The organism is Bacillus sp. UMB0728 (assembly GCF_002858875.1).
Lineage (GTDB): Bacteria > Bacillota > Bacilli > Bacillales > Cytobacillaceae > Bacillus_AB > Bacillus_AB infantis.
Window position 1 is genome coordinate 511160 of sequence record NZ_PKLA01000003.1, and the last position, 23547, is coordinate 534706.

Sequence of the window (23547 nt, forward strand, 5' to 3'; positions counted from 1 at the left end):
TAGCTCTTCGATCGATCCTCCGCCGCGCCCGACGATCAGGACATCAGCCTCGGCCTGCCGGTTTGCAAGTTCAATGGCGCCAGCAACAGAAGGAGCTGCCTGGGCACCCTGTACAAGTGCCGGATAAATCAATATATTGGCGATCGGGAAGCGCCTTTTGATTGTTGTGATGATATCTCTTACTGCAGCTCCTGTCGGGGACGTTATCACTCCAACAGTTTTCGGGAATTTCGGGATGGGCCTTTTGCGTTCTGAAGCAAACAGCCCCTCTTTCTGGAGCCTTTCCTTCAGCTGCTCAAAGGCCAGGAAAAGATCCCCTACTCCATCCGGCTGCATCTGCTTGACATAAATCTGATATTGTCCGCTCGGCTCATAGACAGAGATCTCACCGCTGATCAGCACCTTCATCCCGTTCTCAGGCTCAAACTTCACTGAACGTGCAGAACGGGAAAACATGACTGCCAGGATCCGGGATTTCTCATCCTTCAGCGTGAAATACATATGTCCGCTCGAATGCCTCTTAAAATTAGAGATTTCGCCTTTGACAAATATCTCCTGCAAATGCGGGTCATGGTCAAATTTTCTTTTTATGTATAGAGTTAGAGCGCCTACGGTCAGATAACGCTGTTCCTTCATAGCATACTCCTTTTAAAGGGCTGGGTATCCACATGCCATTTGCTGTTTGTTCTGTACAATAATCTAAACAGCGTAAAAAGCCCTTCCCTATTATAAGTTTAAATAAGGCCATCCGTCACGCCAAAACGGCTAAAACAGGCATATCGCACATTTAAACTGGATAGAGACAGGGCAATGAATGCTTTTGGTCCGGCCGGGACAGGCAGGACGCTTAAGACTCCAGGCTATCCTTCACTTTCGAGAGGACACCGTTGATGAAACGGCTGGAATTGTCATCGCCAAATATCTTCGCAATTTCAATCGCCTCATCAATGACAACATTGGCCGGGACCTCTTTGCTGTATTTCAGCTCATAGACTCCTTGGCGGAGAAGATTTCGATCAACTGTTGCAAGGCGTTCCAGCTTCCATTTTTCAAGATACTGCTTGATCAGACTGTCAATTTCCTCTTTATTTTCAAGTACACCGGTTACCAGAAGTGTCAGATATTCGTCCCCTTCTTCTCCCTCAAGCACATGGTCGATGGCTTCCGAAGGGTCTGCCTGGCTCACATCAATCTGAAACAGGGCCTGTAATGCTTTTTCTCTCGCTGTTCTTCTTTTCATTATATTCTTTAACTCCTTTTAGGCATCTTTGTCCAAATAACATAAGAAGATAATAGCATAACTAAAGCGGGTTCGCACTGTGTTCATCAATATTTTTGCCATTATGCCTTATATTCATAGGTGTTTTTTAATACTATCTGCAAGAAAGTTCCATATCCTTCTGCAGGTCCAGTAATGGAAAGAGCCAAAGACATTAGCTGTCTTTGGCTCTTCTGATCAGATTTCCTGTTCAATTTCAGGCTCAAGCTTCTGGTTTTCAAATAAGATGCCCACCACATGAATATTGATTTCCTGTGCTTCAAGAGCAGTCATGTTCAACAGGGCCTGGCGGATATTATCCTGGATTTCCTGGGCGACGGCGGGGATTGAGATGCCAAATTTCATCAGGCAGTACACCTCTACCCTGATGCCTTCCTCAGTCAATTCAACCTTGACGCCTTTACCATGATTTTTCTTGCCTAAACGCTCGACGACTCCTGAGGCGAAATTGCCGCGCATCTGTGCAACCCCTTCTACCTCAGAGGCAGCGATCCCTGCAATCACTTCAATGACTTCAGGAGCTATTTCTACTTTTCCATGCCCAGTATTCCCCTGGCTCATTTCCAAAATGTTCTCGCTCATTACAGCACCTCCGGTTAATCTTCAGACTTCATCACTTCGTACAACTCAAGGAACTTGGTATTGAACTGTCCTTCCACAAATTTCTCGTGGCTGAGCAGCTTAAGATGGAATGGAATGGTCGTGTGTACACCTTCGACCACAAATTCGCTTAAAGCCCTCTTCATGCGGGAAATGGCTTCTTCCCGGCTGCTGCCATAGGTAATGACCTTTGCAATCATGCTGTCATAATAAGGCGGAATCATATAGCCCGGATAAGCTGCAGAATCGACCCGGACGCCAAGGCCTCCTGGAGGAAGGTACATACTGATCCTCCCGGCTGAAGGCATGAAGTTCTTCTCCGGGTTTTCCGCATTGATCCTGCATTCGATCGCCCAGCCATTAAAAGTAACTTCATCCTGGCGAAGGGCAAGCTTTTCTCCGGATGCAACCTTGATCTGTTCTTTGATCAGATCGACCCCCGTCACCATTTCTGTGACAGGATGCTCTACCTGTATCCTTGTGTTCATTTCCATGAAATAGAACTTTCGGTTCTGATAGTCATATATAAATTCTACAGTGCCGGCGCCTGTATAATCAACCGCTTTTGCAGCTTTAACAGCGGCAGCCCCCATTTCTTCGCGGATTTCTCCGTCAAGAGCGGGAGATGGCGTCTCTTCAAGGAGTTTTTGAAGCCTTCTTTGAATCGAACAGTCCCTCTCGCCCAAATGAAGTGTATTGCCATAGTTATCAGCAAGCACCTGAATTTCCACATGGCGGAAATCTTCAATATATTTTTCAATGTAAACGCCAGGATTTCCAAAAGCAGTAAGGGCCTCCTGCTGGGTGATATTGATTCCCTTTACCAGTTCTTCCTCGGTGCGGGCTACACGGATGCCTTTGCCCCCTCCGCCGGCCGTCGCCTTTATGATGACGGGATAATCAATCTTTTCGGCCAGTGCCTTGGCGTCATCCACGTCCTTTACGACACCCTGTGAACCAGGGACAATCGGCACTCCCGCTTCCCTCATTGTTTCACGGGCAATATCCTTCGTGCCCATTTTATTGATGGCTTCGGGAGTCGGGCCTACAAAGATGATGTTGCATTCGCGGCACAGTTCTGCAAAAGCAGCATTTTCCGCCAGGAACCCATAGCCGGGATGGATGGCATCACACCCTGTCAGTTTAGCAACACTAATGATATTCGTAAAGTTAAGATAGCTGTCTTTGGAGGCTGTCGGGCCGATGCAGTATGCTTCATCCGCCAATTGTACATGCAATGCTTCTTTATCAGCTTCCGAATAGACAGCAACAGATTCTATTTCCATTTCCTTGCAGGCACGGATGATCCGTACCGCAATTTCCCCTCTGTTTGCAATTAATAATTTTTTTATCATCGAAAGCTCTCCTTACTCAGGCTTCACCAAAAATAATGGCTGTCCGTATTCGACCAGCTGGCCGTCTTTCACCAGTATTTCCACAATTTCCCCATTCACTTCTGCTTCGATTTCGTTGAACAGCTTCATGGCTTCAACGATGCAGACAACAGAATCCTTTGATACCTTTGAACCTGATTTAACATATACATCGGCATCAGGCGATGGTGAAGCATAGAAAGTCCCTACCATAGGTGAGGTGATTTTATGTAAGTCTGCCTCCTGTACAGTTTCCTTTGGAGCTTCCTGGACGGCAGCCGGAGCTGTTTCCTGAATAGAAGCCGCAGGAACTGCAGGCTGCTGGACAGGCACCTCAATGGGCCTTTGCACTGCCGCAGGCTGGACAACAGCAGCCTCTGCAGCCGCGCTTTTCTTCATTTTAATTTTAGATCCTTCGTGCTCATATTCAAATTCATCGATAGTAGACTGATCAACAAGCTTAATCAGCTCGCGTATTTCTTGTACTTTTAACATACCATTCGGCACCCCTTGTCCTAAATAAAATTATGACTAGATACTAATATCATACGATAAGACCACACCAAAGTTCAACCGGCTTCTTTCAAGCAGCAGGACCTTTTTGCATCCTGCCCTTCTATTTTAATGTTTTTTTCAATTTTTGTGAAATTCCTCAAAGGAAATATGCCTGTGCACAGCGAAACCTTACAGCATTAGACTTATTTCGACGGAGGACACCATAATGGACAAGCTTGAGAGCATAAAAAGGGAAGATTTGGCCCGAAAAAATTCACTGATTGTTAAATCGGCTTTTGTAAGCGTTATCTTAGCGGCTGCTGTAGATATTATAATGAAAAAGGAACTGGCTGTCATCCTTGCCATTCTGATTGCCGGGGGCATTGGCCTCTGCATTGTTTGGTTGCTCCACCGCATTCCATCTGCCATTCATATTGTTCCGTATACAAGCATGATCCTGATTACCGCCGTCATGTTCATCATCATGGAAAACAGTGTCTCGCCAACAGCTTTTTTCCTCGCATACTTCATCATTGCCGCAGCAGCCATCTATATGGATACACTCTTGCTCTGGCTGGCATTTTTTCTTGGAAACACACTCATTACAGCTTTTGCAGCACTTCATCATGGCGCCCTTCCATTGGAAATGAAAAATTATGTGACAATTTATCTGCTTTACCTTTTAGTAACGGTACTCCTTTCATTTCAATTTTCTATATCGCGCAAGCTTGCCGAGAACATAGTTCTTTCTCAGGAAAAGACAGCACAGCTCCTGAAAACCGATCAGGAAATCAGGAGGGCCATAGACAAGGGCACAGCTGATATTTCTGAAATGATTGAACAGGTGAAAGAGAGAAGCGGCAAAAATTTTGAAGCTGCATACAGCATGTCCCGATCTATTGCCGAGGTTTCCGCCGGAATGCAGACCCAGTCTGAGGCAATCATGGGAATTAACCAATCCCTGTCAGTCGCAAACAAACAGGCAGAAGACACCACCCTGCTGTCAGAAAAGCTCCATCAGGATGCGGCTTCAGCCGAGCTGATCACCCGGACAGGCGATGCCCTGGTCGGCAGATTGGCGGAAGAAATGGGCGTTTCTTATAAGGAAATGCAGAACGCGATAGCGAAGATGAGCAGCCTCTCACTGCGGATACAGGATACCTCTGCGTTTACCGATTCAATCCAGGAGATAGCATCTCAAACAAATATGCTTGCATTGAATGCATCTATTGAGGCTGCCAGAGCAGGAGAACGCGGGAAGGGATTCGCAGTAGTGGCAGATGAAGTCAGAAAGCTCGCCGACCTGACAAGGAAAACGGCCATCATGATTTCTGAAAATCTGCAGGAGGTTATTTCGGAGACAGAGGCAGCAAAAGAAGACCTGGGAGCTGCAGGAAAAACCATTACCGGCAACCTGACGCTCACTTCGGACACCCAGCAGGCGTTTGAGGAAATCTTCACAGCCTTCATCAGGCTGAAAGAGGATATTGCCAGCTACAGCTCCATGACAAGGCAAATCAAGGAATCCTCCCATTCAATCGGGAATGCAGTCACAGAATTCAGCTCTGTGATCGAGCAGGCAAGCGCTTCACTCGAGGAGCTTTCTGCTTCTGTCGGAGAGCAGGCAAAACAAAACGAAGACATCTTCTCGTCGATAAAAAAGGCTCATCATTCACTGGAGGATCTGGTGGAGTTTCAGAAAAAGTAAGTGAAACCCGGCAGATTTATTATCCTAGTGTGCATCAAACATTAAAGAGGCAGTGCATTCAGTGATGCACTGCCTCTTTTCAGCATATCTGCAAGAGTGGGGCTGAACGAGCGCCCTCCGCTTTTCTATTTGTCCAGCTCCGGGAGCTAGCCCCTCGAGTCTTCAGCCAATCAGATCAGAAGGTTAAAGAACAACCTTCCGCTCTGCTCGTCTTAAGCTTGTCGGGGCTGAACGAGCGCCCTCCGCTTTTCTATTTCCCAGGTTCAAATTCTACTGATGCTACCTGCAGCTGCGGGATTTCGCCTTTTACCATTTGGATGATTTCGTTTGCAGCTGTTGGCGAGTGTTCTTTTGATTTGATGGTAATGCGGACTTTTTCTCCGTCTGCCCTTACAAGGACGTCTTCATAGTCCATGGCTTTAATGACTGTTTCAAGAAGGATTTCTTTCTGTGCAACATCTCTAAGCTGGTCGATTTTTTCCTTCGCTTCGTTTCGTTCTTCAGCGGAAAGATCTGTGGAGGCCATGACATTGGTGAGTTCCTCTTCCATCCGGCTGCGCTCATCTTCCATCTGCATGCGGAGCGTTTCGAACATTTCATCGCTGGAAACACCGGAGATGACTGTTTCGCCATCTTCAGAAGCAGTTTCTTCAGCAGATGACTCTTCTGCACCTGCGGTTTCTTCATTTGCCTTTTCCTCGACTGCGGCCAGATCATTGCTTTTTTGTTCAGGAGTAGTAATGTAGTAGACAGAGAGCACGACGACTAAACTTAGCATTGTTAAAAGCCAGACTGTTTGTTTTTTCAATAGCATTTCAGGATTCCCCCTTAGATTTTTTTGGCATTACAGCTACACGGTGGCTTGGGACATCCAGCGACCGCGTTACAGCCTCAATGATCCACTTTTTTACTTGTATGTTATCGGCCCCTTTAGCGACGACGAGTACTCCCCGTATAACAGGTTTTTTCGTTTCCACCACTATCGGAACCTCTTTTTCTCCATCTCTGATAATCACCAGCTGGTCTTCCTTGGACAAATCCTCCACTTTCCTTTTACCTCCCTCCCGATCGGTTTCATCGGTCGTTTGGGACTTGGTTGTGGAGTTCTTTTCCAATACCTTCTTCTCAGTTGCATCCACATTGACAACAACCGTGACATCATCGACACCAATTATGGAATCGAGCGCTTCCTTCAACTGGGCTTCATACGCTTTTTCATAATCAGTGATAGACCCGTTCCCGCCTGTCTTCTTTTGGCCAAAGGCCGGGACATCTTCAGCTTCCTTCCCTTCCTGGCTGCTGAAAGCCGGAAGCACCCCGCCAGCTTCTTCCTCCTTGAAAAAGGAGCTGCTGATGAGCATGATCGCTGCCCCGAACAATAGGGCGATCAGCAAATATTGATATTTTCCCTGCTTCTTATTTTCACCGCTTCCCATCAGGTGTTTCTTTATCCAAGCCAGCGGCCCCTTTTCATTGTCCATTAATCCTTGTTCCCCCCTTCTATCATGACCTCGATAGATTCTTCCTTGATATTCCATTTTTGAGCAAGAAGTGAAGCGATATCGTTTGATTCATCTGTTTCTGCGCTTGATGGAAAGGGTTGGTTCGTATTGATTTCTACCATGGAGACCACTTCGACTGCTTTTTCTTCAGGAACCTGCTGCTTTAGCTGGATGCTGACCTTCTCCAGATTCTCAGGGAAGGCACTCTGATTATTTTCATCCACGACTAGACTTACATCACTAATTTCCAATCCGTACTGTTCCATCAGCTCCTTTTCTGCGTCCGTTTTCAATTGGACAGCCATTTCTTCTAAAATATATGCACTGGTTGAAGCTTGTATTTCTTTTTTCTTCATTTCTATTAAATTTTCCATATTATGATCTTCCGCTGTTTCAGTGATATTTATTTTTCCAATGGCTTCTTCAAAATCCTGGGTGAACAGCTTGAGGACCGGGGACAGGATGATGGTGATCAGAAGCAGACCGGTCACCATCTTCGTATACTTCTGCAGGCTTGAATTCGGCAGGAGCATGTCCACAACAGTCGCCAGCAGAACAAATAATATGATGTTTGTAACCCACTCTTTTATGAACTCCATATCGGTCACCCCTATCTCATCATCATGGTCAGATTTCCTGCAGCGATTATGACGGTTATGCTTAAGAAAAACATAAGAGACACAAGGGCGAGTGCCGCAAATACGTAGATGACGCTCTTGCTGATGATGTCGAGGCAGGCGATGACCGGGCCCCCGCCGAGCGGCTGGAGGACAGCTGCTGCAAATTTATATATAAAAGCAATCATAAGAATCTTGATTGCCGGAAACGCTGCGATAATCAGCAGAATCGCGACTCCCGCGATCCCCACTGTATTTTTCAAGAGCACTGATGCACTGATGACTGTATCTGTGGCATCTGTGAACATCCTTCCGATGACGGGGATGAAATTTCCTGTGATGAATTTCGCGGTCCTCAAGGTCACGCCGTCCGTAATTGCGGCAGAAGCTCCCTGGACTGAGATGACCCCAAGGAAAATGGTCACGAACAATCCCAGAAGGCCTATGCTCCAGTTCCGCAGAAGATTGGCAAGCTGCGTCACCTTGTAATTTTCTGAAAGGACACTCACGATGCTGAGTACCGCTGAAAGAAATAGAAGGGGCAGCACAGCATATTGGATGAACAATCCGCTGATATTCATCAAAAACAGTATGACAGGATGGAAAAATGCAGCCGACACCAGCCCGCCAGACGAAGCGATCAGAGCCAAAAGGAGCGGTACGAGCGCCAGGATGAAAGAGGTCATTGTGCTGATGGCTTCGATGCTGTAATCAACCGCAACCCGGAAGCTGTTCAGTGCGATGATCACCAGAACCATAAAGATGATGGAATAAGCGGCTTTGCTGACAGAGCTCTTTTCAAAAGAATTCTGAAGGGACTGCAGAAACATGCTGAAGACCGTCAGGATGATGAGAGAGCCAAGAAGCTTTCCATTTACGAGAAACTCATGAAAGAGAAACTTCAGCCCCCCGAGCATCCATTCCTTCAGGGAGAATTCTTTATCTCCCTTAATAAATTCATATAAACTGCCTTTCTGGCTTTCCGGCAAAAAGCCGCCATATTCATTTGAAACTTTTTCCCAGAAACCTTTCAGCTCATCAAGCTCAAGGGTTTCAAGCTGGGCTTCAACCAGCGCCTCAGCTCCCTTTGGCCCGTTCTCTCCTTCGTTTTCCCCGGAGGCTTGTACATCTGGCATCACACAGAAGGTGGCGAGAAATAATACTAGAAAAATAAACGGCAGCCGCTGCTTCATCTATTCACCTCATTTAAAAAAACTGATTGCTGTGACTTTAACTTGGTATCAGCTGAATGATCGATTCAATCAGGACAGTCAGGATCGGGATGGCCATCGCCAGAATCAGTATTTTGCCGCCGAGCTCAATTTTCGAGGCAATTGCACCCTGTCCTGCATCCTTCGTAATCTGGGCCGCAAATTCCGCTATATAAGCGATCCCGATGATTTTGAGGATCGTTTCTACATAGACAAGATTCACTTTGGCATTTACTGCAATCTTTTCAAGCATATGGATGATGGCATAAATCTGGTCAACGAGAAACAGGAAAATGCTGCATCCGGTAAAGACAACGAGCAGAAAAGCAAAGTTGGGCTTCTGCTCTTTTACGACGAGTGCAAGGAAGGTTGCAACCAGCGAGATGCCTGCTATTTGAAAGATCTCAATCGCTGAGCCCTCCCTTATCCTTGAAATAAAAATACCGACTTAATTTTTTGAAAGAGGTCGTCCACAATCGAGGCAACCATAAACAAGATATAGATAAAGCCGAATAAAGTGACCCACTGTGCGTACTCTTTCTTTCCGACCTGGTCCAAAATGGTGTGCAAAAAGGCGACTACGATCCCTACTCCGGCAATTTTAAAAATAATATCAACCTCTAATCCCATCATTTCTCCTCCTATACGCTGCTTAAATATTCCTTGCATCGTGTGCGAGCCCTGGTTTAAATCAATAGAATGATCAACAGGAGACCTGACAGGAAGCCAAGGCTTTTTACCATTCGTTCGTATTTTGCCTGTTTTTCATAAGCATCGGCTTCTTCCCTTTCCAGATGAGAGAGTGCCAGCATGATTTGTTTCTGCTGGGAAAACCGGTCATGGCGGCCGAGGGTCTCCCCGAACTGCTTCATGATCTCAAATTCTCCCTGCTTGAAGGCCGTCAGCTTCCACACCTCTTTCAGGCTTTCTTCCCAGGCTGCCCTGACGGTTGTTTCCGAATCTGTAAGCTTCTTTGAAAAAGATTCAAAAAACCAGGACAGCGGCTTTGAAAGCTGGGCAGCCAGCCTTCTTGCCGCTTCGTGGAGCGGTGTATGCCCGTACATGATTTCCGCTTCCAGCGATTGAAGCGCTGACTTAAGCTGCCGCAGCTGGCGCGGTCTCTCATTCAAATGTTTTGATGCCTCAAATCCTGCCCATGTAGTGGCTAAGATGATGAAACAGGCGCCGATGATCTTCATCATGCCAGGTTCACCGCCGCTTCCCGATGGATTTCCCTGCCTGACTTGTCCAGAATTGATGCAATATTTCCGGGGCCGCCTGTCCGGTCCAAAATCACATATCTTTCAAAAATTCCGCTTTCAAGAATCTGCTTTAATGTCGGTCTGTTCTTTATTTCCTCCCATGAACGTCCATGGGTTGTCATCATCAGCTTGATTCCCGCATGGACAGCCTCCATGATGGCCTCCCCATCCTCCTGCCTGCCGATTTCATCAACGAGCAGGACATCCGGGCTCATGGAACGGATCATCATCATCATCCCTTCCGCCTTCGGGCAGGCATCAAGGACATCCACTCTTGGCCCAAAGGTCATCTGGGGAATGCCGCTGACACTTCCGGCAATCTCAGACCGCTCGTCCACTATGCCGGCCTTCTGTGCCGCAATAGCTGGATTCGCTGCACCAGAGGAGACAATCCGGGCAATATCCCTCAGCAGTGTGGTCTTGCCTGTCTGGGGCGGGCCGACTACCATAGTGTGGAGCCAGCCGCTGCTATATAAATAGGGTATCAGCCTGTCTGCTGTCCCGATCTTCTCTCTTGCCACCCTGATATTGAAGGAAGAGATATCACGGATGGCCTTGACTTTCCCTCCATCCAGAATAACTTTCCCGGCAAGCCCCACCCGGTGTCCGCCTTCTATTGTGATATAGCCCCTCTTAAGTTCCTCTTCCAAAGTGTAGATTGAAAAATGGCTGATTTTATTCATTAAGTGGACGGCATCTTCGGCTCCGACTGTATAGGGCAGGAAGCAGGGAATGCCTTTGGCTGTCACTTCAAGCGGCCTGCCGATCCGAATCCTGATTTCCTCCAGATGCTCCATCATTTCAGGAGGGACATTTTTCAGCTTGTCTGATAAATTTTTTGGCAAAAAGGCTGCAACTGTTTCCACAAAAATCCTCCTTATAGCTTTACTGTCTTTTATTTTCGCTACTAAGAAATGTATGTCGTTCCAGGAGCAATATGACAATATTTGTCCCTTTTCCATAAATGGTTTTTCGGATAGAAACAAAGGAAAAAGATTCTTTATCATGCAGAGAATATGGGTATCATGAATAATGACAGGGAAAGGAGAGGGATATGCTGTTTACCAGGTATAAAGAGGAAATTAAGAAGCTTCCTTTAAAAGAAACATATACAAAAGAAGACCTGCTGCATCCGGGATTGCTGATTGAAAAATATGGTGCTCTCCAGATCTATTACTCGCCCCATAATGAATATGTGAATAGCAGAGCTCAAGTGTTGATACTTGGCATTACGCCTGGATGGGCGCAAATGAACAAAAGCATCACACTCGCAAGGCATTTGATTGGAAAGGTTCCTGACTCAGAGATGCTGAAGAGGGTGAAAGCAGAAGGACGCTTTTCAGGACCCATGAGAAAAAATCTGGCGGAAATGCTGGACAGCATTGGCCTGGCCGAGTGCCTTGGCATCGATTACTCCATGAAACTCTTTCATGATGATGATTCTATCCTTCATACATCCTCACTTGTAAAATATCCTGTTTTCAATAAAGGAAATAACTACACAGGCCATGACCCGGAATTAAGCCGGAGCCCGTTTCTGCTGAGCTATGCAGAAGAAACATTCAGAACGGATATACAGCCGCTGGATTCTCCCTTGATCATCCCCCTCGGCAAGGCGGCTGACAGCATATTGGAAGGATGGATAAACAGCGGGCTGATCAAACCTGAACTCTGTTTATCTGGATTTCCCCATCCCTCCGGGGCAAATGGACATCGTTTCAGACACCTTGAGGAAAAGAAGGAGGAGCTGGCAGGCAAAATCAGAAAGTATTTTAGCTGATGATTTTGTTCTGCTGCCGGCCGGAAACCAATAAATTAAAGCAAGAAGGATTAGGGGGAGGACAGTATATGTATAAAAATCAAGGCATTTCAGGGCAGCCCCTCCAGAAGCAGGGCCGGAACACCATCAGGGTCACAGGAAAGGGAACCGTCGAAGTAAAGCCAAGTAAAGCGGAGACCATCTTTGGCGTTTCGGCCGAGAGCAGTTCCCTGGCTGAGGCACAGGCGGAAGCGGCCCAGACGATCTCCAGGATTCAGGACGCTTTAATCAGGATTGGACTGCCGGAAGAAAGTATACAGACAAGCAACTATTCCGTTTTTCCGCAATACGATTTTCAGGATGGGAAACAGATTTTCAGAGGGTATAAGGCAGAGCATTTATTAAGGGTGATTGTTTCACCTGTGGAAGCTGCCGGCCGAGTATTGGATACCGCTGCAGAAAACGGAGCGAATATCATTTCTTCCGTCAGGCTTTTAGCCGATGAATCAAAGCCTCAGAAGCAGGCTCTGTCACTCGCGGTCATAGATGCCTATGAAAAGGCTTCTGTTATTGCAAAGACCCTTCATGTACAGCTGGTTAAAACACCAGCAGCAGTCACTGAAGGAATCATTGCCCCCGGCCAGCCAATACCAGGGGAAGCCGGCATGTTTGTAAAAAGCGCGGCCGCTGGTACTTCAATAGAACCTGGCACTATGGAAGTTACTGCCTATGTTACAGCAGACTTTGTATATTAAAAAAAGCAACAGCCGATTGGCCATTGCTTTGGGATAACATTTTAAGGGCCGCAGTTGCCGCCGATTTATATGGAGTTTCAAACCTGCTCCAACAGGTGGGTGTCCGCAGGAATTCTTTCCGGGTGTCCTCTGTATAGAGGCATGCCGTCCTGATTCCGATTTAGGGCTCCCTATTACTACATAAAGGTTGAAACTTCATATACAAACGAACAACGCAGCTTGTATTAATTATATTACAATAACATTTCTATAAAGGCAATAGCTTTAAGCCATTTTTTCATAAGCATGATTTTAAAAGCGCATACTAAAAAGAGTGCGGCAAAAAGAGTACCGAAGGGGTGGCTACCGAATGGTAAATGAAAATCACGAAAAATTTTTAAAAGAGCAGCAGGATCCCGACCAATATCTTGGCGGAACAAAAAGCAACAGCAAACCGGCATCCTCTGACCCGGAATATAATAATCCCGGAAATACCGATCAATCTCCGGGAACGACCGGAAGGAAGCTTTAACAGTTTAAATCAAAAAAATACCCGCTGGCATAATGCCACGCGGGTATTCCTTTTTTTCACCGATTAGGCTCTGGACACATAAGAGCTTTCAGTTGTGTTGATGATCAGGACATCTCCCTGGTTGATGAAGAAAGGAACCTGAACAATCAGGCCGGTTTCAAGTGTAGCAGGCTTGGTTCCGCCAGAAGCAGTATCACCTTTGATTCCAGGCTCAGTTTCTGTCACTTCAAGCTCAACAGTGTTTGGAAGTTCAACACCAAGCGTTTCTCCCTGATACATCATGATCTGGACTTCCATATTTTCTTTAAGGAACTTCAGCTCATACTCAATAGAGTTTTCAGGCAGTTCAATTTGCTCGTAAGATTCGTTGTCCATGAATACGTGCTGATCGCCGCTTGCGTATAAGTATTGCATTCTGCGGTTATCAATCTGCGCCTTGCCTACCTTCTCGCCGGCACGGAAGGTTTTTTCCTGGATAGCGCCGGTGCGCAGGTTGCGGAGCTTTGAACGAACAAACGCTGCGCCTTTTCCTGGCTTAACATGCTGAAAATCCATTACTCTCCAAATGCCGTTATCTACTTCGATTGTCAATCCTGTACGAAAATCATTTACAGAAATCATGTGTTATGTCCTCCTAATATGCAATTACAGAATGATTAGTTCTTTAGTTGAATGAGTGAGCTTTTCGTTATGGTCCTTTGTAATGATTGTATCATCTTCAATGCGCACACCGCCAAGGCCAGGGATGTAGATGCCAGGTTCGACTGTGACGACCATCCCCTCTTCAAGGATGACGTCAGATCTGGATGCAAGCCCAGGACCCTCGTGGACCTCAAGACCGATTCCATGTCCTGTCGAATGCCCGAAATACTCTCCATAGCCTTTGCTGCTGATGTGGTCGCGGGTCAGGGCGTCTGCTTCTTTTCCGGAAATGCCCGGTTTGATGCCTTCAAGACCCTTAAGCTGAGCTTCAAGGACTATATGATAGATATCCTTCAGCTTGCTGTCCGGCTCACCCACAGCAAGGGTGCGGGTAATGTCGGATACATAGCCATTATAATAGGCGCCGAAATCAAGTGTAACCATATCCCCTTTTTCAATTACCTTATCGCTTGCCACTCCGTGCGGAAGGGCAGATCTATATCCGGATGCAACAATGATGTCAAAAGAAGAAGAGGCTGCACCTGCTTTTCTCATAAAGAATTCCAGTTCATTCGAAACCTCCAGCTCTGTCCTGCCGGGGCGTATATAGTCCAGAATATGAGTATATGCCTTATCGGCAATGCTCGCAGCTTCCTTTAATATCTTAATCTCTGACTCCGTCTTAATCAAGCGTAACTTTTCAATTGCCCCGCTTACCGGAACAAGCTCTGCTTCTGCTGCTGCTTCATAGGCTTTGAAGGAAGCAAATGATACATGATCCTGCTCAAAGCCAAGCTTCTGGATCCCCAGATTCCTCGCCTGCCTGGCCGCCTCTTCGACGATATTGCCTGAATGCTGAACGATTTCAAAGCCTTCACACTGCTTCCCGGCCTGTTCGACATAGCGGAAATCTGTGATGAACTGTGCTTTTTCCCCGCTGATCAGCACCACTCCAGCAGAACCGGTGAAACCGGTTAAATATCTTCTGTTATAATTGCTTGTAACCAGCATCCCATCGATTGAATGCTGTCCAAATGCAGCGCGAAGCTTCTCTAATTTCTCCATCCTAATTTCTCCCCTTTTCCAGTAGTGCGGATAATGCCAGCTCATATCCCTTGAGCCCCAGGCCGACGACCTGCCCCGCCGTAACCGCTGCGGTGACAGATACATGGCGGAAGGGCTCCCGGGCGTGGATATTCGATATATGTACTTCAATGACAGGCACGCTTATGCCTGCTATGCAGTCCCGAAGGCTGTAGCTGTAATGTGTGAAGGCTCCGGGATTAAAGATCACGCCATCGAACTCAGCCTCATTCGCTTCATAAAGTTTATCGATGAGCGCCCCTTCATGATTGGACTGGCAGGCTTCTAGTTCTGCCCCATATTCGCGGGCCAGCTCTGCAATCCGCTCTTCCAGCTGCTTCAGTGTGGTCTCCCCATAAATACCGGGCTCCCGCTTGCCCAGCATATTCAGGTTCGGCCCGTTTAATAGTAGTATTTTTTTCATAAATAGGCTCCCGTGAAAAAAAGAATGTCCATAAGAACATTCTATCACAATTGAAATCGGCAGCACACCGAAACCATATTATGTTGCAGTTTCTTTTTCCTTATCTTCCCTGAACCTGATTTCATTTTCTTCATAAGAAATAGAGAAGCCGACGAATACTCCATAAAGAATATAAAAACAGACAGAGGCAATGATTGTATTTTTATCCAGATCCCTCAGCGGGCTGATGCCTGGAAAAATGGGATTCAGTACAAAAAAGACCAGCAGGAAAAGCGCAATTCCGTAGGCTGCCCCCGCAAAGATGCTTTTGATCTTTCTAAGCAGGGCATAATAGATGATGGCTGCCCCGATGGAGACAATCCCTATGAATACAAGCGAAATGACCGTCCCAAGCCACGTCTTCTTCCATCCGCCTATAGCCCATGGCTCCAGGATAACCCTTGGATGGATTTCAGTCAGGTTAAAGACGTAAGCCAGATAAGCCAGCCCGCTCCAAAGCACTCCCCCGACAAATCCAGTGATGATGACCATAGCCATGAAGGACATCGGCTTTTCCCTCTGATTTTGTTCAAGCTTTGCATGTTCTTCCTTCATTTTTCCACCTCCATTGCTTTAGTATGCCCATGGTTATTTTTTCAATTACATCAAAACCAAAAATTGAAGGTTCATCGGCTGCGAGGCTGAAATAATCTTACTTTCGCTCCGCTCTAGAGGTTTTATCCGTTTTTTAGTAGAATAAATATAGGTACATTCAGCTTATGCAAAAAGTGCCTTTCAGGCACGATCCACTTTTTTCAATATGCTGTTTCGGCCCAGTACACAATAGGTTGGTGTTACATATATGTCTAAAGACCAAAAGCCCGTTTATGGCGGCCAGGCGGTAGTTGAAGGCGTCATGTTCGGCGGCAAGCATCATTATGTCACAGCAGTCAGAAGGAAGGATGAATCTATTGAATTCTTCCATCTGCCGAGAAAGTCCAATCCGTCTCTCCGGACGATCAAGAAAATCCCTTTCCTTAGAGGGATAGCAGCCATTATTGAAGCAAGTGCGAACGGTTCGAAGCACTTGAATTTCTCAACAGAGAGATTTGATCTTGATCCAAGCGAGGATCATACCTTAAAAGAACAGGAGCCATCCAAGCTGACCATGTGGCTCGGCGTGGCAGCCATAGGGGTCATTTCATTCCTGTTCGGGAAATTTATCTTCACCCTTGTTCCGGTATTCCTGGCGGCCTTGACAAAGCCGATTTTTTCGAGCGATTTCTCCCAGGTATTGGTAGAAGGATTTTTCAAGCTCATCCTTCTGCTTGGCTATATTTATTTCGTTTCATTGACCCCGATCATCAGGCGGGTGTTTCAGTACCATGGTGCAGAGCATAAAGTAATAAATGCTTTTGAAAACGGCAAGGAGCTGACGGTCGAAAATGTGCAGGCGCAGTCCAGGCTCCATTATCGCTGCGGCAGCAGCTTTATCCTCTTCACCGTCATTGTCGGCGTCTTCATTTATATGTTTGTGCCGACCGATCCGCTTTGGGTCAGGATTTTAAACCGCCTTGCCCTGATTCCAGTCGTTCTCGGAATCTCCTTTGAGGTCCTGCAGCTGACGAATAAGGTCAGGCATGTGCCTGTTCTGAAATGGCTCGGCCTTCCCGGACTCTGGCTTCAGCTCCTGACGACCAAAGAACCGGATGATAAACAGACAGAAGTTGCCATTCTTTCGTTTAACGAACTGCTAAAAAAGGAAAAGGAAACCGAGGACGCTAATAAAACAGAAGAAATTGTATAAAATATAGTTTAAAAGCAAGTGAAAATGCTCATCATGCTCATAGGGAGGTGGCTTTTTTGAATAACCGGACTTCATTGTACATTGTTGCCGGCCTCATTGGCCTCGCAATAATCGGAATAACAGGCAGATTGGTAAACGACCCTGCCGGTTTTTTGCAGAGTATAGCCGTAATGGCCCTCATTGGTGCTGCCGTATACTTTCTGTTTCGCCGTTTCTACAAAGCTGGCCCTATGAAAAAAGAGCAGCAGGCATTTGTTAAAGCAGCTAAGAAATCCAAAAGGAAATATCAGAAAGAACCTGCCAGCACCAGGAAGGCAAGTGTCGGTTCGCTCACATCCTTAAGGAAAACAAAAGCCCGCAAGTCTCCATCTCATTTAACCGTCATTGACGGAAAAAAAGGCAAAAAAAAGAACCGGGCCTCCCTTTGATGCCCGGGCAGATTAGTATTACTCCTGCTGGCTGTAAATGGCCGGCCAGCGGAAGCACTGCCAATATGGGGCAGTGCTTTTTAATTCCCTCAATAGGTCCATTGAGAAAAAAACTTCCTCGCTGACCGCCTCCCGAGCTCCAGCAGCTCTTCTTTTCTTTCAGCGGTAAGGCCAAATTCTGTAGAAACGATGCCCTCTGTCGGAACAAAAATGATATTCTTTGCATGCTTCCGGGAAATATAGCGTGCATCATGGGCATCCTTCATTGTCTCAAAGAGCGCCTCATAGAGCTGGATCGCATTATTGATTTTATTTTTCTCCCTGTTCAAGACATCATGGCTCAGCTTGATCCCAAGTACTGGCCGGAGCTTTTTGACATTTTCCTTGTCAAAGAGCCACATCGGAAAATTGCTCAGCACTCCCCCATCGACTAAGAGACTTGTTTCTCCTTCAAAAGACTTCAGTTTGACCGGTTCAAAAAAATAAGGCAGGCTGCAGCTCATCCGGATAGCCTTCGCTACGGAGAATCGGCCAGGGTCGACCCCGTAGCTCATTAAATCATCCGGTAAGACGACAAGCCGGCCGTTGGTCAGATCTGATGCAATGACTCTAAGCTTCTGTGGTGCGAGGTCGCCAAATGTACGGATCCCCCTTGCAGCGAGCTTTTCTGCAATCCACCTTTCCAGCTCGTTTCCCTTGTACAATCCAAGTCGCCAATACAAGAGCAGCCACTTAGCTGCCGAAAATGGAAGCAGCGTCCTCCTGGCATCCAGCAGCTTTTTCAAGTCAAGTTCATTCATCAGATCGAACATTTCGCTGCTTGTGTATCCTGCAGCAGACAGTCCGGCAACAATCGAGCCCGCGCTCGTGCCGGCCACCCTTTCAAAGCGGAATCCTTTCTGCTCAATGACCTCCAAAGCACCGATCAGCGCAAAGCCTTTAATGCCGCCGCCCGAAAAAACGCCGTCTATATACATGCAAGCCACCCCCGTCGATGATACCTGCTTGATACATCTTTAATCGGGCAGCTGCAAAAATAGTACGGCGGACAAATTAATTATTCAGGATAAAATATCAGGTTACGTAAAATACTGGACTTCTGCTTCCGGAAAAAAGGAATGGACATAACTTCGGATGGTTTCTTCCATTTCCTTTGCTTCATCGTTCTGGTATACATATTTTCCTATTCCGTAGCGGCCCCACTTATATTTCCGCTTTTCTTCATCCATTTCAAGCTTTGTTTTCGGATAGCGTTTTTCTATGACCTTCTTGGCAGGCTTAGTGAAACGGTGCTGAATAAGTTCAAAAGTAAGATCTTTAAGCTCTATGCCATCCAGCGACTGCTTCAGCCTTTCAAAAAGCTCATAATATCCTTCTTTCCAGTTTTCATGAAGATAGATTGGCGCCACGATAAAACCTAAAGGGTATCCCGCCCCTGCAACCTTCCTGGCCGCTTCGAGCCGTTCATCGAAAGTGGAGGTGCCCGGTTCAAAATTCTTGATTACATATCGTGAATTGACGCTGAAGCGGAACCTTGTCTTGCCGTTATGCTTGGCATCAAGCAGATGGTCGACATGGTGGTACTTAGTCACAAAGCGGAGTCTTCCATACTCTGTCCCCCCGATGAATTCAATCGTCTTTTTCAATGAGTGCGTCAAATGGTCAAGCCCTACAATATCCGAGGTACAGGCAGCTTCAAATCGGGTGACTTCAGGCGCCCGCTCCTCCATATATTTTTCAGCCTGAGCAAAGATATCCTCAAGGTTTACATATGTGCGGATATACGGCTTGCTCCCAAGGGTTGTCTGCAGATAGCAGTAATGGCAATGCCCCATGCATCCTGTTGCAAGCGGGATGGCATACTCGGCTGACGGTTTGGACGTATCGAATTTGAGCGTCCTCCTGATGCCTACTACGAGTGTCGATTTTGCATTCCGGTACTGCTGAAGCTCATTATTCCCCGGGATGCCGCGCACCTGGTTGTGGGAAGTGGTTTCGCGGATTTCGATTCCTAGCTCCTCAAATTTCTCCTTCAGCTCCTTTCCCAAAGGATATTCAAGCGCTTTCGGTTCTATATACACAAGCTGCGGCATGAATGGTTTCATCTTTATAACCCCGTTTCTATGTTTGCTTGGCTCAGGCATGTCGCCGGCACTTTTTTGTAGTATGAGCATTATTGGGGCAAAACCAAAAAAAAGAGGACGGAAAAATTTTTCCATCCTCTTTTTACTGTTTATGAAAATTTTACAAGCCGCATTTCAATTGGGCATTACAGTTTGTGCAGGTATTGCAGCCGCCGATTTCTTTTACCTTGCCTTGGCGGCATACCGGGCAGGTGTTGCCTACTTCAGAGCCGATGGTTACATCTGTCGATCTGAGGTCACTGATTGTGTCAACCAGCACAACACGCTGTTTCGGCTTTTCTTCTTTCGTTTCTTCCTCATCGAAGGTGTTTTCTTCCGCTTTCAGCGTAAGGACCTGCGAGTCGCGGGAACCGTCGACATATACTGTTCCGCCTTTCGCTCCGCCGCGGTACAGGCGTTCATACACACCTTCCACCTGTTCAACGCTATAGCCCTTCGGCGCATTGACCGTCTTGCTTATAGAACTGTCAATCCAGCGCTGGATGACACATTGAACATCAGCATGCGCTTCAGGGGAAAGCTCCATAGCGGAAATAAACCATTCCGGCAGGTTCTCAGGATCTGCGTCAGGGTTGCGGTCCAGATACTCTTGTACGATATCTGCCTTCACCTCAATGAACTTCCCTAATCGGCCGCTCCTGAAATAAGAGAAGGAGAAGTATGGCTCAAGCCCTGTAGACACCCCGACCATTGTACCTGTGGATCCTGTCGGTGCTACAGTCAGCAGGTGGGAATTGCGGATTCCTTTTTCAAGGATGGACTGTCTCACATCTTCTGGCATTTTCTGCATAAATCCAGTCTCTGTGAAGTTCTGGCGGAGCCTGTTTGTTTCTTCATCCGTTGCCCCTGTAAGGAACGGGAAGCTGCCTTTTTCACCTGCCAGCTCAACTGAAGCTTTATATGCGGTTACAGCAATCGTTTCAAATACTTTGTCGATCAGTTCATTGCCTTTTTCTGAACCGTATTCTGTTTCACAGTAAATCAGCAGATCATGCAGCCCCATTACACCAAGTCCGACACGGCGCTCTCCCAGAGCCTGCTTTTTGTTTTCTTCAAGGAAGTATGGTGTCGCGTCAATGACGTTATCCTGCATGCGGACGCCAACTTCAACAGTGCGGGCCAGCTTTTCAAAGTCGACCGTTTTGTTTTCCTTGTCAGCCATTTCAGCAAGATTGACAGCGGCGAGATTGCAGACAGAGTAAGGCGCCAGCGGCTGCTCTCCGCAAGGGTTTGTCGCTACTACCTTCTGTCCGTAGGCTTGTGCATTTGTCATATCATTCGCATTGTCGATGAAGAAAATGCCTGGCTCCGCTGAATAAGTTGCGCAGATATTGATCAGGTTCCAAAGCTCTTTTGCCTTGATTTTGCGGTAGGTGCGCACTTTGTGGCCCAGCTTTTCCCATTCGCGGACATCACCGATTTTATGCCATTCTTCATTGTAGATCTTCATCGTTTCAGCATCATATGACTCCACATCAGGGAAGCGCAGCTCATACTCTGCATCTTTTTCAACGGCATCCATGAAATCCTTTGTCAGGCACACGGAAATATTGGCGCCAGTCAGGAACTCAGGATTATGGACAGTATAATTGCCTCCGGCAGCAAGCTTATTTTCCGCATCCTTGATGATTTTCTCGCTGAAGCCGCCAAGACCGGGGATTTGCTTATAGTTGATGATTCCCTGATACATATTGGTCTCCTGCTCAGTCAGCGGAGTGAACTTCAGCTTTTCACTGGCATAGCGCTTGATTGTTTCATCCTGTGTGTTTTCCAGCAGGAAACGGAGGATGCGCGGGTTTTGCATTTTTGAGATGATGAATTCGATGATATCAGGATGCCAGTCGGTGAGCATGATCATTTGCGCACCTCTCCTTGATCCGCCCTGTTCAACCAAATGAGTCAGTTTCGCAATATCATCAAGCCATGAAACCGAACCGGAAGATTTGCCGTTCACTCCGCGGGCCAGCGTGTTGCGCGGCCTTAAGGTCGATCCGTTTGTTCCGACGCCGCCGCCCCTGCTCATGATTTCCATTACCTGCTTGCGATGCTCTGAAATCCCTTCCCGGGAATCCTGTACAAACGGCATGACATAGCAGTTAAAGTAAGTAACATCCGTATCCGCGCCAGCACCGTAAAGCACCCTTCCGGCAGGGATGAAGTTCAGGCTCACAAGCTCGTGGTAGAATTTCTCAAACCATTCTTTGCGCTTCTCTTCTGTTGCCTCTGCAGCTGCCAGGCCTGTCGCATTGCGCTTTGCAATCTGCTCATAATAGATTTCAAGCGGCTTCTCAATCACATCCAGCGATTTCGTAATCACCGGTTCGTCCGGATTATCCAGTACTCCGCGGAATTCTTCCTCCACCAATACTTTGGCTGTCTTGTTCTCCCAGTCAATCTCCTGGATGAAGCCGAGGCCGCGGGCAGGGAATTTTGGATCTTCTTTGACCGTCAGGACAACGAAGTCCCCGTTCGCCAGAGTAATCTTTTCTGTATCCTTGAAAGTATAGCGGTCCAGCATGACCAGACGGGAAACCCCTTTATGGGTGATTTTCATATCAGGGGTGATCGGATGCACCTGGGGAAATAGGCGGATATCCTTGTTTAATTGTTCGATGTTCACTTTTGCTTTTTGTCCTAGAACGACAGACATACACACAGCTCCTTCAATGTATCTTTCTATTAATAATAGAAAGCCAAGCTTCTATTTGTTTTTTTGAATACCCTTAAGTTATCATATCTAAAACCTCAAAATCAATATATAGTATATAAAATATTTTCGACACCACTATATATTGTATTGGAGGTCAAATCAATTTGATTTTGTCAAACGCAGAAAAAACTAGATTTCAGAGATAAGAAGAGATATTGTCCGATTAATGACAGTAAACGATTATTTTCGGCAAATTTCGGGGCTTGCGTTTTATATGCGGACCCCTTGGAAAAATATTCATATTCTGGGTGTGCCAATTTCTGTATCAAACAGAAAAAAAGCGACAGGGCCGCTTTTTATCTTTTAAAGTTCCATTCATCGTTTTCATATCGGTCTTTTGCAATTTTGTTCACATATTCCATTTCTTCGGCGGAAAGCTCATAAGGTTCAAGATGAATGTCAAGACCTTCTTCAAAGCCCTTTCTGAAGGCTTCCTTGGCCTGCCCGATTGTAACTTTGTCCCGGCTCAGCTCGTTGATTGCAACGGCTTTGCTTTTGAACGCTCTCTGCATCCTTTCCTTCACACGGTCATTCGGATACTTGAACAGGCTGAAAAGCTTATCTTCATCAAGGTCGAGGAGGATGGATCCATGCTGGAGGATAACACCCTTCTGCCTTGTCTGGGCGCTTCCGGCAACCTTTCTTCCCTCAACAACAAGCTCATACCAGCTTGGTGCATCAAAGCAGACGGAGGAACGCGGGTTCTTCAGCGACTCCCTTTCCTCGGCTGTCTTCGGAACAGCAAAATAGGCATCCATTCCAAGATTGTGGAATCCCTTAAGGATTCCTTCAGAAATCACCCGGTAGGCCTCTGTGACTGTTTTCGGCATTTCAGGATGGTCCTCTGAAACGATGACGCTGTATGTAAGCTCATGTTCATGCAGGACGCCCCTTCCGCCTGTCGGACGGCGGACAAACCCCAGCCCGTGCTTTTTGACTGCATCCATATCGATTTCCTTTTCCGCTTTTTGAAAATAGCCAATGGAAAGCGTTGCCGGCTCCCATCCGTAGAAGCGGATGACAGGCGGGATCTTTCCCTCGCTGTTCCACTCGAGGAGTGCCTCATCCAAAGCCATATTGAAAGATGGGGAACCATATCCCGAATCAATAAATCTCCAAGTTTCTTTTAGCATATGTAACCCTCTTTTTCATGTTATGAGTCTTGCACATGTTCTCTAGTCTATCAAAATGGGCGGAAAAAACAAAGCAAACAGCCCTTGCCTAATATTTCAATTTACCGTCTCGCCCGCTTTGTCTC

General features: G+C 46.7%; 27 protein-coding genes and 1 other RNA gene. 6 read left to right on the forward strand and 22 right to left on the reverse strand.

Features of this window, described 5'->3' with window-relative positions; genetic code table 11:
- From xseA to accB, 5 genes are all read right to left on the reverse strand, one after another.
- Positions 1-636, reverse strand: a 636-nt coding sequence (gene xseA / locus CYJ37_RS13600) for an exodeoxyribonuclease VII large subunit (RefSeq protein ID WP_101550258.1), incomplete at its 3' end; no start/stop codon positions are given.
- A gap of 211 nt (positions 637-847) precedes the next feature.
- Complete coding sequence (gene nusB / locus CYJ37_RS13605) at positions 848-1240, reverse strand: transcription antitermination factor NusB (RefSeq protein ID WP_094767086.1); 393 nt, start codon at positions 1238-1240, stop codon at positions 848-850.
- Between the two features lie 216 nt (positions 1241-1456).
- Complete coding sequence (locus CYJ37_RS13610) at positions 1457-1861, reverse strand: Asp23/Gls24 family envelope stress response protein (RefSeq protein ID WP_101550260.1); 405 nt, start codon at positions 1859-1861, stop codon at positions 1457-1459.
- A 14-nt stretch (positions 1862-1875) separates the two neighbouring features.
- Positions 1876-3234, reverse strand: a complete 1359-nt coding sequence (accC, locus tag CYJ37_RS13615; RefSeq protein WP_009794955.1) for an acetyl-CoA carboxylase biotin carboxylase subunit — start codon at positions 3232-3234, stop codon at positions 1876-1878.
- Between the two features lie 12 nt (positions 3235-3246).
- Positions 3247-3747, reverse strand: coding sequence for an acetyl-CoA carboxylase biotin carboxyl carrier protein (gene accB, locus CYJ37_RS13620; protein WP_101550262.1), 501 nt, complete (start codon positions 3745-3747; stop codon positions 3247-3249).
- 1108 nt (positions 3748-4855) lie between these two features.
- On the opposite strand from accB, the gene CYJ37_RS28090 reads away from it, so the two are divergent.
- Positions 4856-5455, forward strand: a complete 600-nt coding sequence (locus CYJ37_RS28090) for a methyl-accepting chemotaxis protein (RefSeq protein ID WP_404802209.1) — start codon at positions 4856-4858, stop codon at positions 5453-5455.
- Positions 5456-5705: 250 nt separating this feature from the next.
- On the opposite strand, the gene CYJ37_RS13630 is transcribed toward CYJ37_RS28090, so the two are convergent.
- The 8 genes from CYJ37_RS13630 to spoIIIAA are packed head-to-tail and all read right to left on the reverse strand — an operon-like array spanning position 5706 to position 10913.
- On the reverse strand, positions 5706-6269 hold the full coding sequence (locus CYJ37_RS13630; RefSeq protein ID WP_009794951.1) for a SpoIIIAH-like family protein: 564 nt from the start codon (positions 6267-6269) through the stop codon (positions 5706-5708).
- A 1-nt stretch (position 6270) separates the two neighbouring features.
- Positions 6271-6936: a stage III sporulation protein AG gene (spoIIIAG, locus tag CYJ37_RS13635; RefSeq protein WP_094767083.1), complete on the reverse strand. Its 666-nt coding sequence runs from the start codon at positions 6934-6936 to the stop codon at positions 6271-6273.
- The gene (spoIIIAF, locus tag CYJ37_RS13640) at positions 6936-7556 is read right to left on the reverse strand and encodes a stage III sporulation protein AF (protein WP_101550265.1); all 621 of its coding nucleotides are present in this window, start codon (positions 7554-7556) and stop codon (positions 6936-6938) included. Before spoIIIAF ends, spoIIIAG begins: the two co-directional genes overlap by 1 nt.
- 11 nt (positions 7557-7567) lie before the next feature.
- Positions 7568-8767 carry a stage III sporulation protein AE gene (gene spoIIIAE / locus CYJ37_RS13645; protein ID WP_101550267.1) on the reverse strand — a complete coding sequence of 400 codons (1200 nt, stop codon included), beginning with the start codon at positions 8765-8767 and terminating at the stop codon, positions 7568-7570.
- A gap of 37 nt (positions 8768-8804) precedes the next feature.
- Complete coding sequence (gene spoIIIAD, locus CYJ37_RS13650; RefSeq protein ID WP_087944257.1) at positions 8805-9194, reverse strand: stage III sporulation protein AD; 390 nt, start codon at positions 9192-9194, stop codon at positions 8805-8807.
- A 14-nt stretch (positions 9195-9208) separates the two neighbouring features.
- Positions 9209-9415, reverse strand: a complete 207-nt coding sequence (spoIIIAC, locus tag CYJ37_RS13655; protein WP_009794945.1) for a stage III sporulation protein AC — start codon at positions 9413-9415, stop codon at positions 9209-9211.
- Between the two features lie 56 nt (positions 9416-9471).
- Positions 9472-9987, reverse strand: coding sequence for a stage III sporulation protein SpoIIIAB (gene spoIIIAB / locus CYJ37_RS13660; protein WP_009794944.1), 516 nt, complete (start codon positions 9985-9987; stop codon positions 9472-9474).
- On the reverse strand, positions 9984-10913 hold the full coding sequence (spoIIIAA, locus tag CYJ37_RS13665; protein ID WP_022544178.1) for a stage III sporulation protein AA: 930 nt from the start codon (positions 10911-10913) through the stop codon (positions 9984-9986). The genes spoIIIAB and spoIIIAA overlap by 4 nt, the downstream gene beginning before the upstream one ends.
- Before the next feature lie 188 nt (positions 10914-11101).
- Here spoIIIAA and CYJ37_RS13670 point away from each other — a divergent pair, with 188 nt between their 5' ends.
- Together CYJ37_RS13670 and CYJ37_RS13675 are read left to right on the forward strand one after the other, a co-directional pair.
- The gene (locus CYJ37_RS13670; protein WP_101550269.1) at positions 11102-11827 is read left to right on the forward strand and encodes a hypothetical protein; all 726 of its coding nucleotides are present in this window, start codon (positions 11102-11104) and stop codon (positions 11825-11827) included.
- A gap of 68 nt (positions 11828-11895) precedes the next feature.
- Positions 11896-12561: an SIMPL domain-containing protein gene (locus tag CYJ37_RS13675; RefSeq protein ID WP_165352521.1), complete on the forward strand. Its 666-nt coding sequence runs from the start codon at positions 11896-11898 to the stop codon at positions 12559-12561.
- Between the two features lie 41 nt (positions 12562-12602).
- Here the strand turns inward: CYJ37_RS13675 and ssrS are convergent.
- Positions 12603-12785, reverse strand: a non-coding RNA gene (gene ssrS, locus CYJ37_RS13680) — 6S RNA.
- Positions 12786-12910: 125 nt separating this feature from the next.
- On the opposite strand from ssrS, the gene CYJ37_RS27295 reads away from it, so the two are divergent.
- On the forward strand, positions 12911-13072 hold the full coding sequence (locus CYJ37_RS27295; protein WP_165352522.1) for a hypothetical protein: 162 nt from the start codon (positions 12911-12913) through the stop codon (positions 13070-13072).
- Positions 13073-13135: 63 nt separating this feature from the next.
- Here CYJ37_RS27295 and efp read toward each other — a convergent pair whose 3' ends face one another.
- From efp to CYJ37_RS13700, 4 genes are all read right to left on the reverse strand, one after another.
- Positions 13136-13693 carry an elongation factor P gene (gene efp / locus CYJ37_RS13685; RefSeq protein WP_009794939.1) on the reverse strand — a complete coding sequence of 186 codons (558 nt, stop codon included), beginning with the start codon at positions 13691-13693 and terminating at the stop codon, positions 13136-13138.
- Positions 13694-13717: 24 nt separating this feature from the next.
- Positions 13718-14779, reverse strand: coding sequence for a M24 family metallopeptidase (locus tag CYJ37_RS13690; protein WP_101550273.1), 1062 nt, complete (start codon positions 14777-14779; stop codon positions 13718-13720).
- 1 nt (position 14780) lies between these two features.
- Positions 14781-15221: a type II 3-dehydroquinate dehydratase gene (aroQ, locus tag CYJ37_RS13695; RefSeq protein ID WP_009794937.1), complete on the reverse strand. Its 441-nt coding sequence runs from the start codon at positions 15219-15221 to the stop codon at positions 14781-14783.
- Positions 15222-15299: 78 nt separating this feature from the next.
- Entirely contained in the window at positions 15300-15815 is a 516-nt protein-coding gene (locus tag CYJ37_RS13700; protein WP_009794936.1) for a YqhR family membrane protein, read from the reverse strand.
- A gap of 247 nt (positions 15816-16062) precedes the next feature.
- On the opposite strand from CYJ37_RS13700, the gene CYJ37_RS13705 reads away from it, so the two are divergent.
- Together CYJ37_RS13705 and CYJ37_RS13710 are read left to right on the forward strand one after the other, a co-directional pair.
- Positions 16063-17007, forward strand: a complete 945-nt coding sequence (locus CYJ37_RS13705; RefSeq protein ID WP_101550275.1) for a DUF1385 domain-containing protein — start codon at positions 16063-16065, stop codon at positions 17005-17007.
- Positions 17008-17054: 47 nt separating this feature from the next.
- Complete coding sequence (locus CYJ37_RS13710) at positions 17055-17435, forward strand: SA1362 family protein (RefSeq protein WP_009794934.1); 381 nt, start codon at positions 17055-17057, stop codon at positions 17433-17435.
- 89 nt (positions 17436-17524) lie between these two features.
- Here the strand turns inward: CYJ37_RS13710 and CYJ37_RS13715 are convergent, their stop codons facing one another.
- The 4 genes from CYJ37_RS13715 to CYJ37_RS13730 all read right to left on the reverse strand — a co-directional run bounded on the left by CYJ37_RS13715 (position 17525) and on the right by CYJ37_RS13730 (position 23422).
- Positions 17525-18412, reverse strand: a complete 888-nt coding sequence (locus tag CYJ37_RS13715) for a patatin-like phospholipase family protein (protein WP_101550277.1) — start codon at positions 18410-18412, stop codon at positions 17525-17527.
- A 102-nt stretch (positions 18413-18514) separates the two neighbouring features.
- The gene (gene splB, locus CYJ37_RS13720; protein WP_009794932.1) at positions 18515-19540 is read right to left on the reverse strand and encodes a spore photoproduct lyase; all 1026 of its coding nucleotides are present in this window, start codon (positions 19538-19540) and stop codon (positions 18515-18517) included.
- Between the two features lie 139 nt (positions 19541-19679).
- Positions 19680-22229 carry a vitamin B12-dependent ribonucleotide reductase gene (locus tag CYJ37_RS13725; RefSeq protein ID WP_094767075.1) on the reverse strand — a complete coding sequence of 850 codons (2550 nt, stop codon included), beginning with the start codon at positions 22227-22229 and terminating at the stop codon, positions 19680-19682.
- A 356-nt stretch (positions 22230-22585) separates the two neighbouring features.
- Complete coding sequence (locus CYJ37_RS13730) at positions 22586-23422, reverse strand: lipoate--protein ligase family protein (protein WP_094767074.1); 837 nt, start codon at positions 23420-23422, stop codon at positions 22586-22588.
- Positions 23423-23547 lie beyond the last annotated feature (125 nt).

What these genes read in the sequence shown, in the direction of transcription:
- splB (WP_009794932.1), bottom strand. Translation starts at nt 19,540, where the DNA reads ATGAAACCATTCATGCCGCAGCTTGTGTATATAGAACCGAAAGCGCTT.
- spoIIIAB (WP_009794944.1), bottom strand. Translation starts at nt 9,987, where the DNA reads ATGATGAAGATCATCGGCGCCTGTTTCATCATCTTAGCCACTACATGG.
- CYJ37_RS27295 (WP_165352522.1), top strand. Translation starts at nt 12,911, where the DNA reads ATGGTAAATGAAAATCACGAAAAATTTTTAAAAGAGCAGCAGGATCCC.
- spoIIIAC (WP_009794945.1), bottom strand. Translation starts at nt 9,415, where the DNA reads ATGGGATTAGAGGTTGATATTATTTTTAAAATTGCCGGAGTAGGGATC.
- CYJ37_RS13690 (WP_101550273.1), bottom strand. Translation starts at nt 14,779, where the DNA reads ATGGAGAAATTAGAGAAGCTTCGCGCTGCATTTGGACAGCATTCAATC.
- efp (WP_009794939.1), bottom strand. Translation starts at nt 13,693, where the DNA reads ATGATTTCTGTAAATGATTTTCGTACAGGATTGACAATCGAAGTAGAT.
- CYJ37_RS13630 (WP_009794951.1), bottom strand. Translation starts at nt 6,269, where the DNA reads ATGCTATTGAAAAAACAAACAGTCTGGCTTTTAACAATGCTAAGTTTA.
- accB (WP_101550262.1), bottom strand. Translation starts at nt 3,747, where the DNA reads ATGTTAAAAGTACAAGAAATACGCGAGCTGATTAAGCTTGTTGATCAG.
- CYJ37_RS13700 (WP_009794936.1), bottom strand. Translation starts at nt 15,815, where the DNA reads ATGAAGGAAGAACATGCAAAGCTTGAACAAAATCAGAGGGAAAAGCCG.
- CYJ37_RS13730 (WP_094767074.1), bottom strand. Translation starts at nt 23,422, where the DNA reads ATGCTAAAAGAAACTTGGAGATTTATTGATTCGGGATATGGTTCCCCA.
- CYJ37_RS13610 (WP_101550260.1), bottom strand. Translation starts at nt 1,861, where the DNA reads ATGAGCGAGAACATTTTGGAAATGAGCCAGGGGAATACTGGGCATGGA.
- CYJ37_RS13705 (WP_101550275.1), top strand. Translation starts at nt 16,063, where the DNA reads ATGTCTAAAGACCAAAAGCCCGTTTATGGCGGCCAGGCGGTAGTTGAA.
- CYJ37_RS13670 (WP_101550269.1), top strand. Translation starts at nt 11,102, where the DNA reads ATGCTGTTTACCAGGTATAAAGAGGAAATTAAGAAGCTTCCTTTAAAA.
- nusB (WP_094767086.1), bottom strand. Translation starts at nt 1,240, where the DNA reads ATGAAAAGAAGAACAGCGAGAGAAAAAGCATTACAGGCCCTGTTTCAG.
- spoIIIAE (WP_101550267.1), bottom strand. Translation starts at nt 8,767, where the DNA reads ATGAAGCAGCGGCTGCCGTTTATTTTTCTAGTATTATTTCTCGCCACC.
- CYJ37_RS13675 (WP_165352521.1), top strand. Translation starts at nt 11,896, where the DNA reads ATGTATAAAAATCAAGGCATTTCAGGGCAGCCCCTCCAGAAGCAGGGC.
- spoIIIAF (WP_101550265.1), bottom strand. Translation starts at nt 7,556, where the DNA reads ATGGAGTTCATAAAAGAGTGGGTTACAAACATCATATTATTTGTTCTG.
- CYJ37_RS28090 (WP_404802209.1), top strand. Translation starts at nt 4,856, where the DNA reads ATGCAGAACGCGATAGCGAAGATGAGCAGCCTCTCACTGCGGATACAG.
- aroQ (WP_009794937.1), bottom strand. Translation starts at nt 15,221, where the DNA reads ATGAAAAAAATACTACTATTAAACGGGCCGAACCTGAATATGCTGGGC.
- spoIIIAG (WP_094767083.1), bottom strand. Translation starts at nt 6,936, where the DNA reads ATGGACAATGAAAAGGGGCCGCTGGCTTGGATAAAGAAACACCTGATG.
- CYJ37_RS13715 (WP_101550277.1), bottom strand. Translation starts at nt 18,412, where the DNA reads ATGTATATAGACGGCGTTTTTTCGGGCGGCGGCATTAAAGGCTTTGCG.
- CYJ37_RS13725 (WP_094767075.1), bottom strand. Translation starts at nt 22,229, where the DNA reads ATGTCTGTCGTTCTAGGACAAAAAGCAAAAGTGAACATCGAACAATTA.
- accC (WP_009794955.1), bottom strand. Translation starts at nt 3,234, where the DNA reads ATGATAAAAAAATTATTAATTGCAAACAGAGGGGAAATTGCGGTACGG.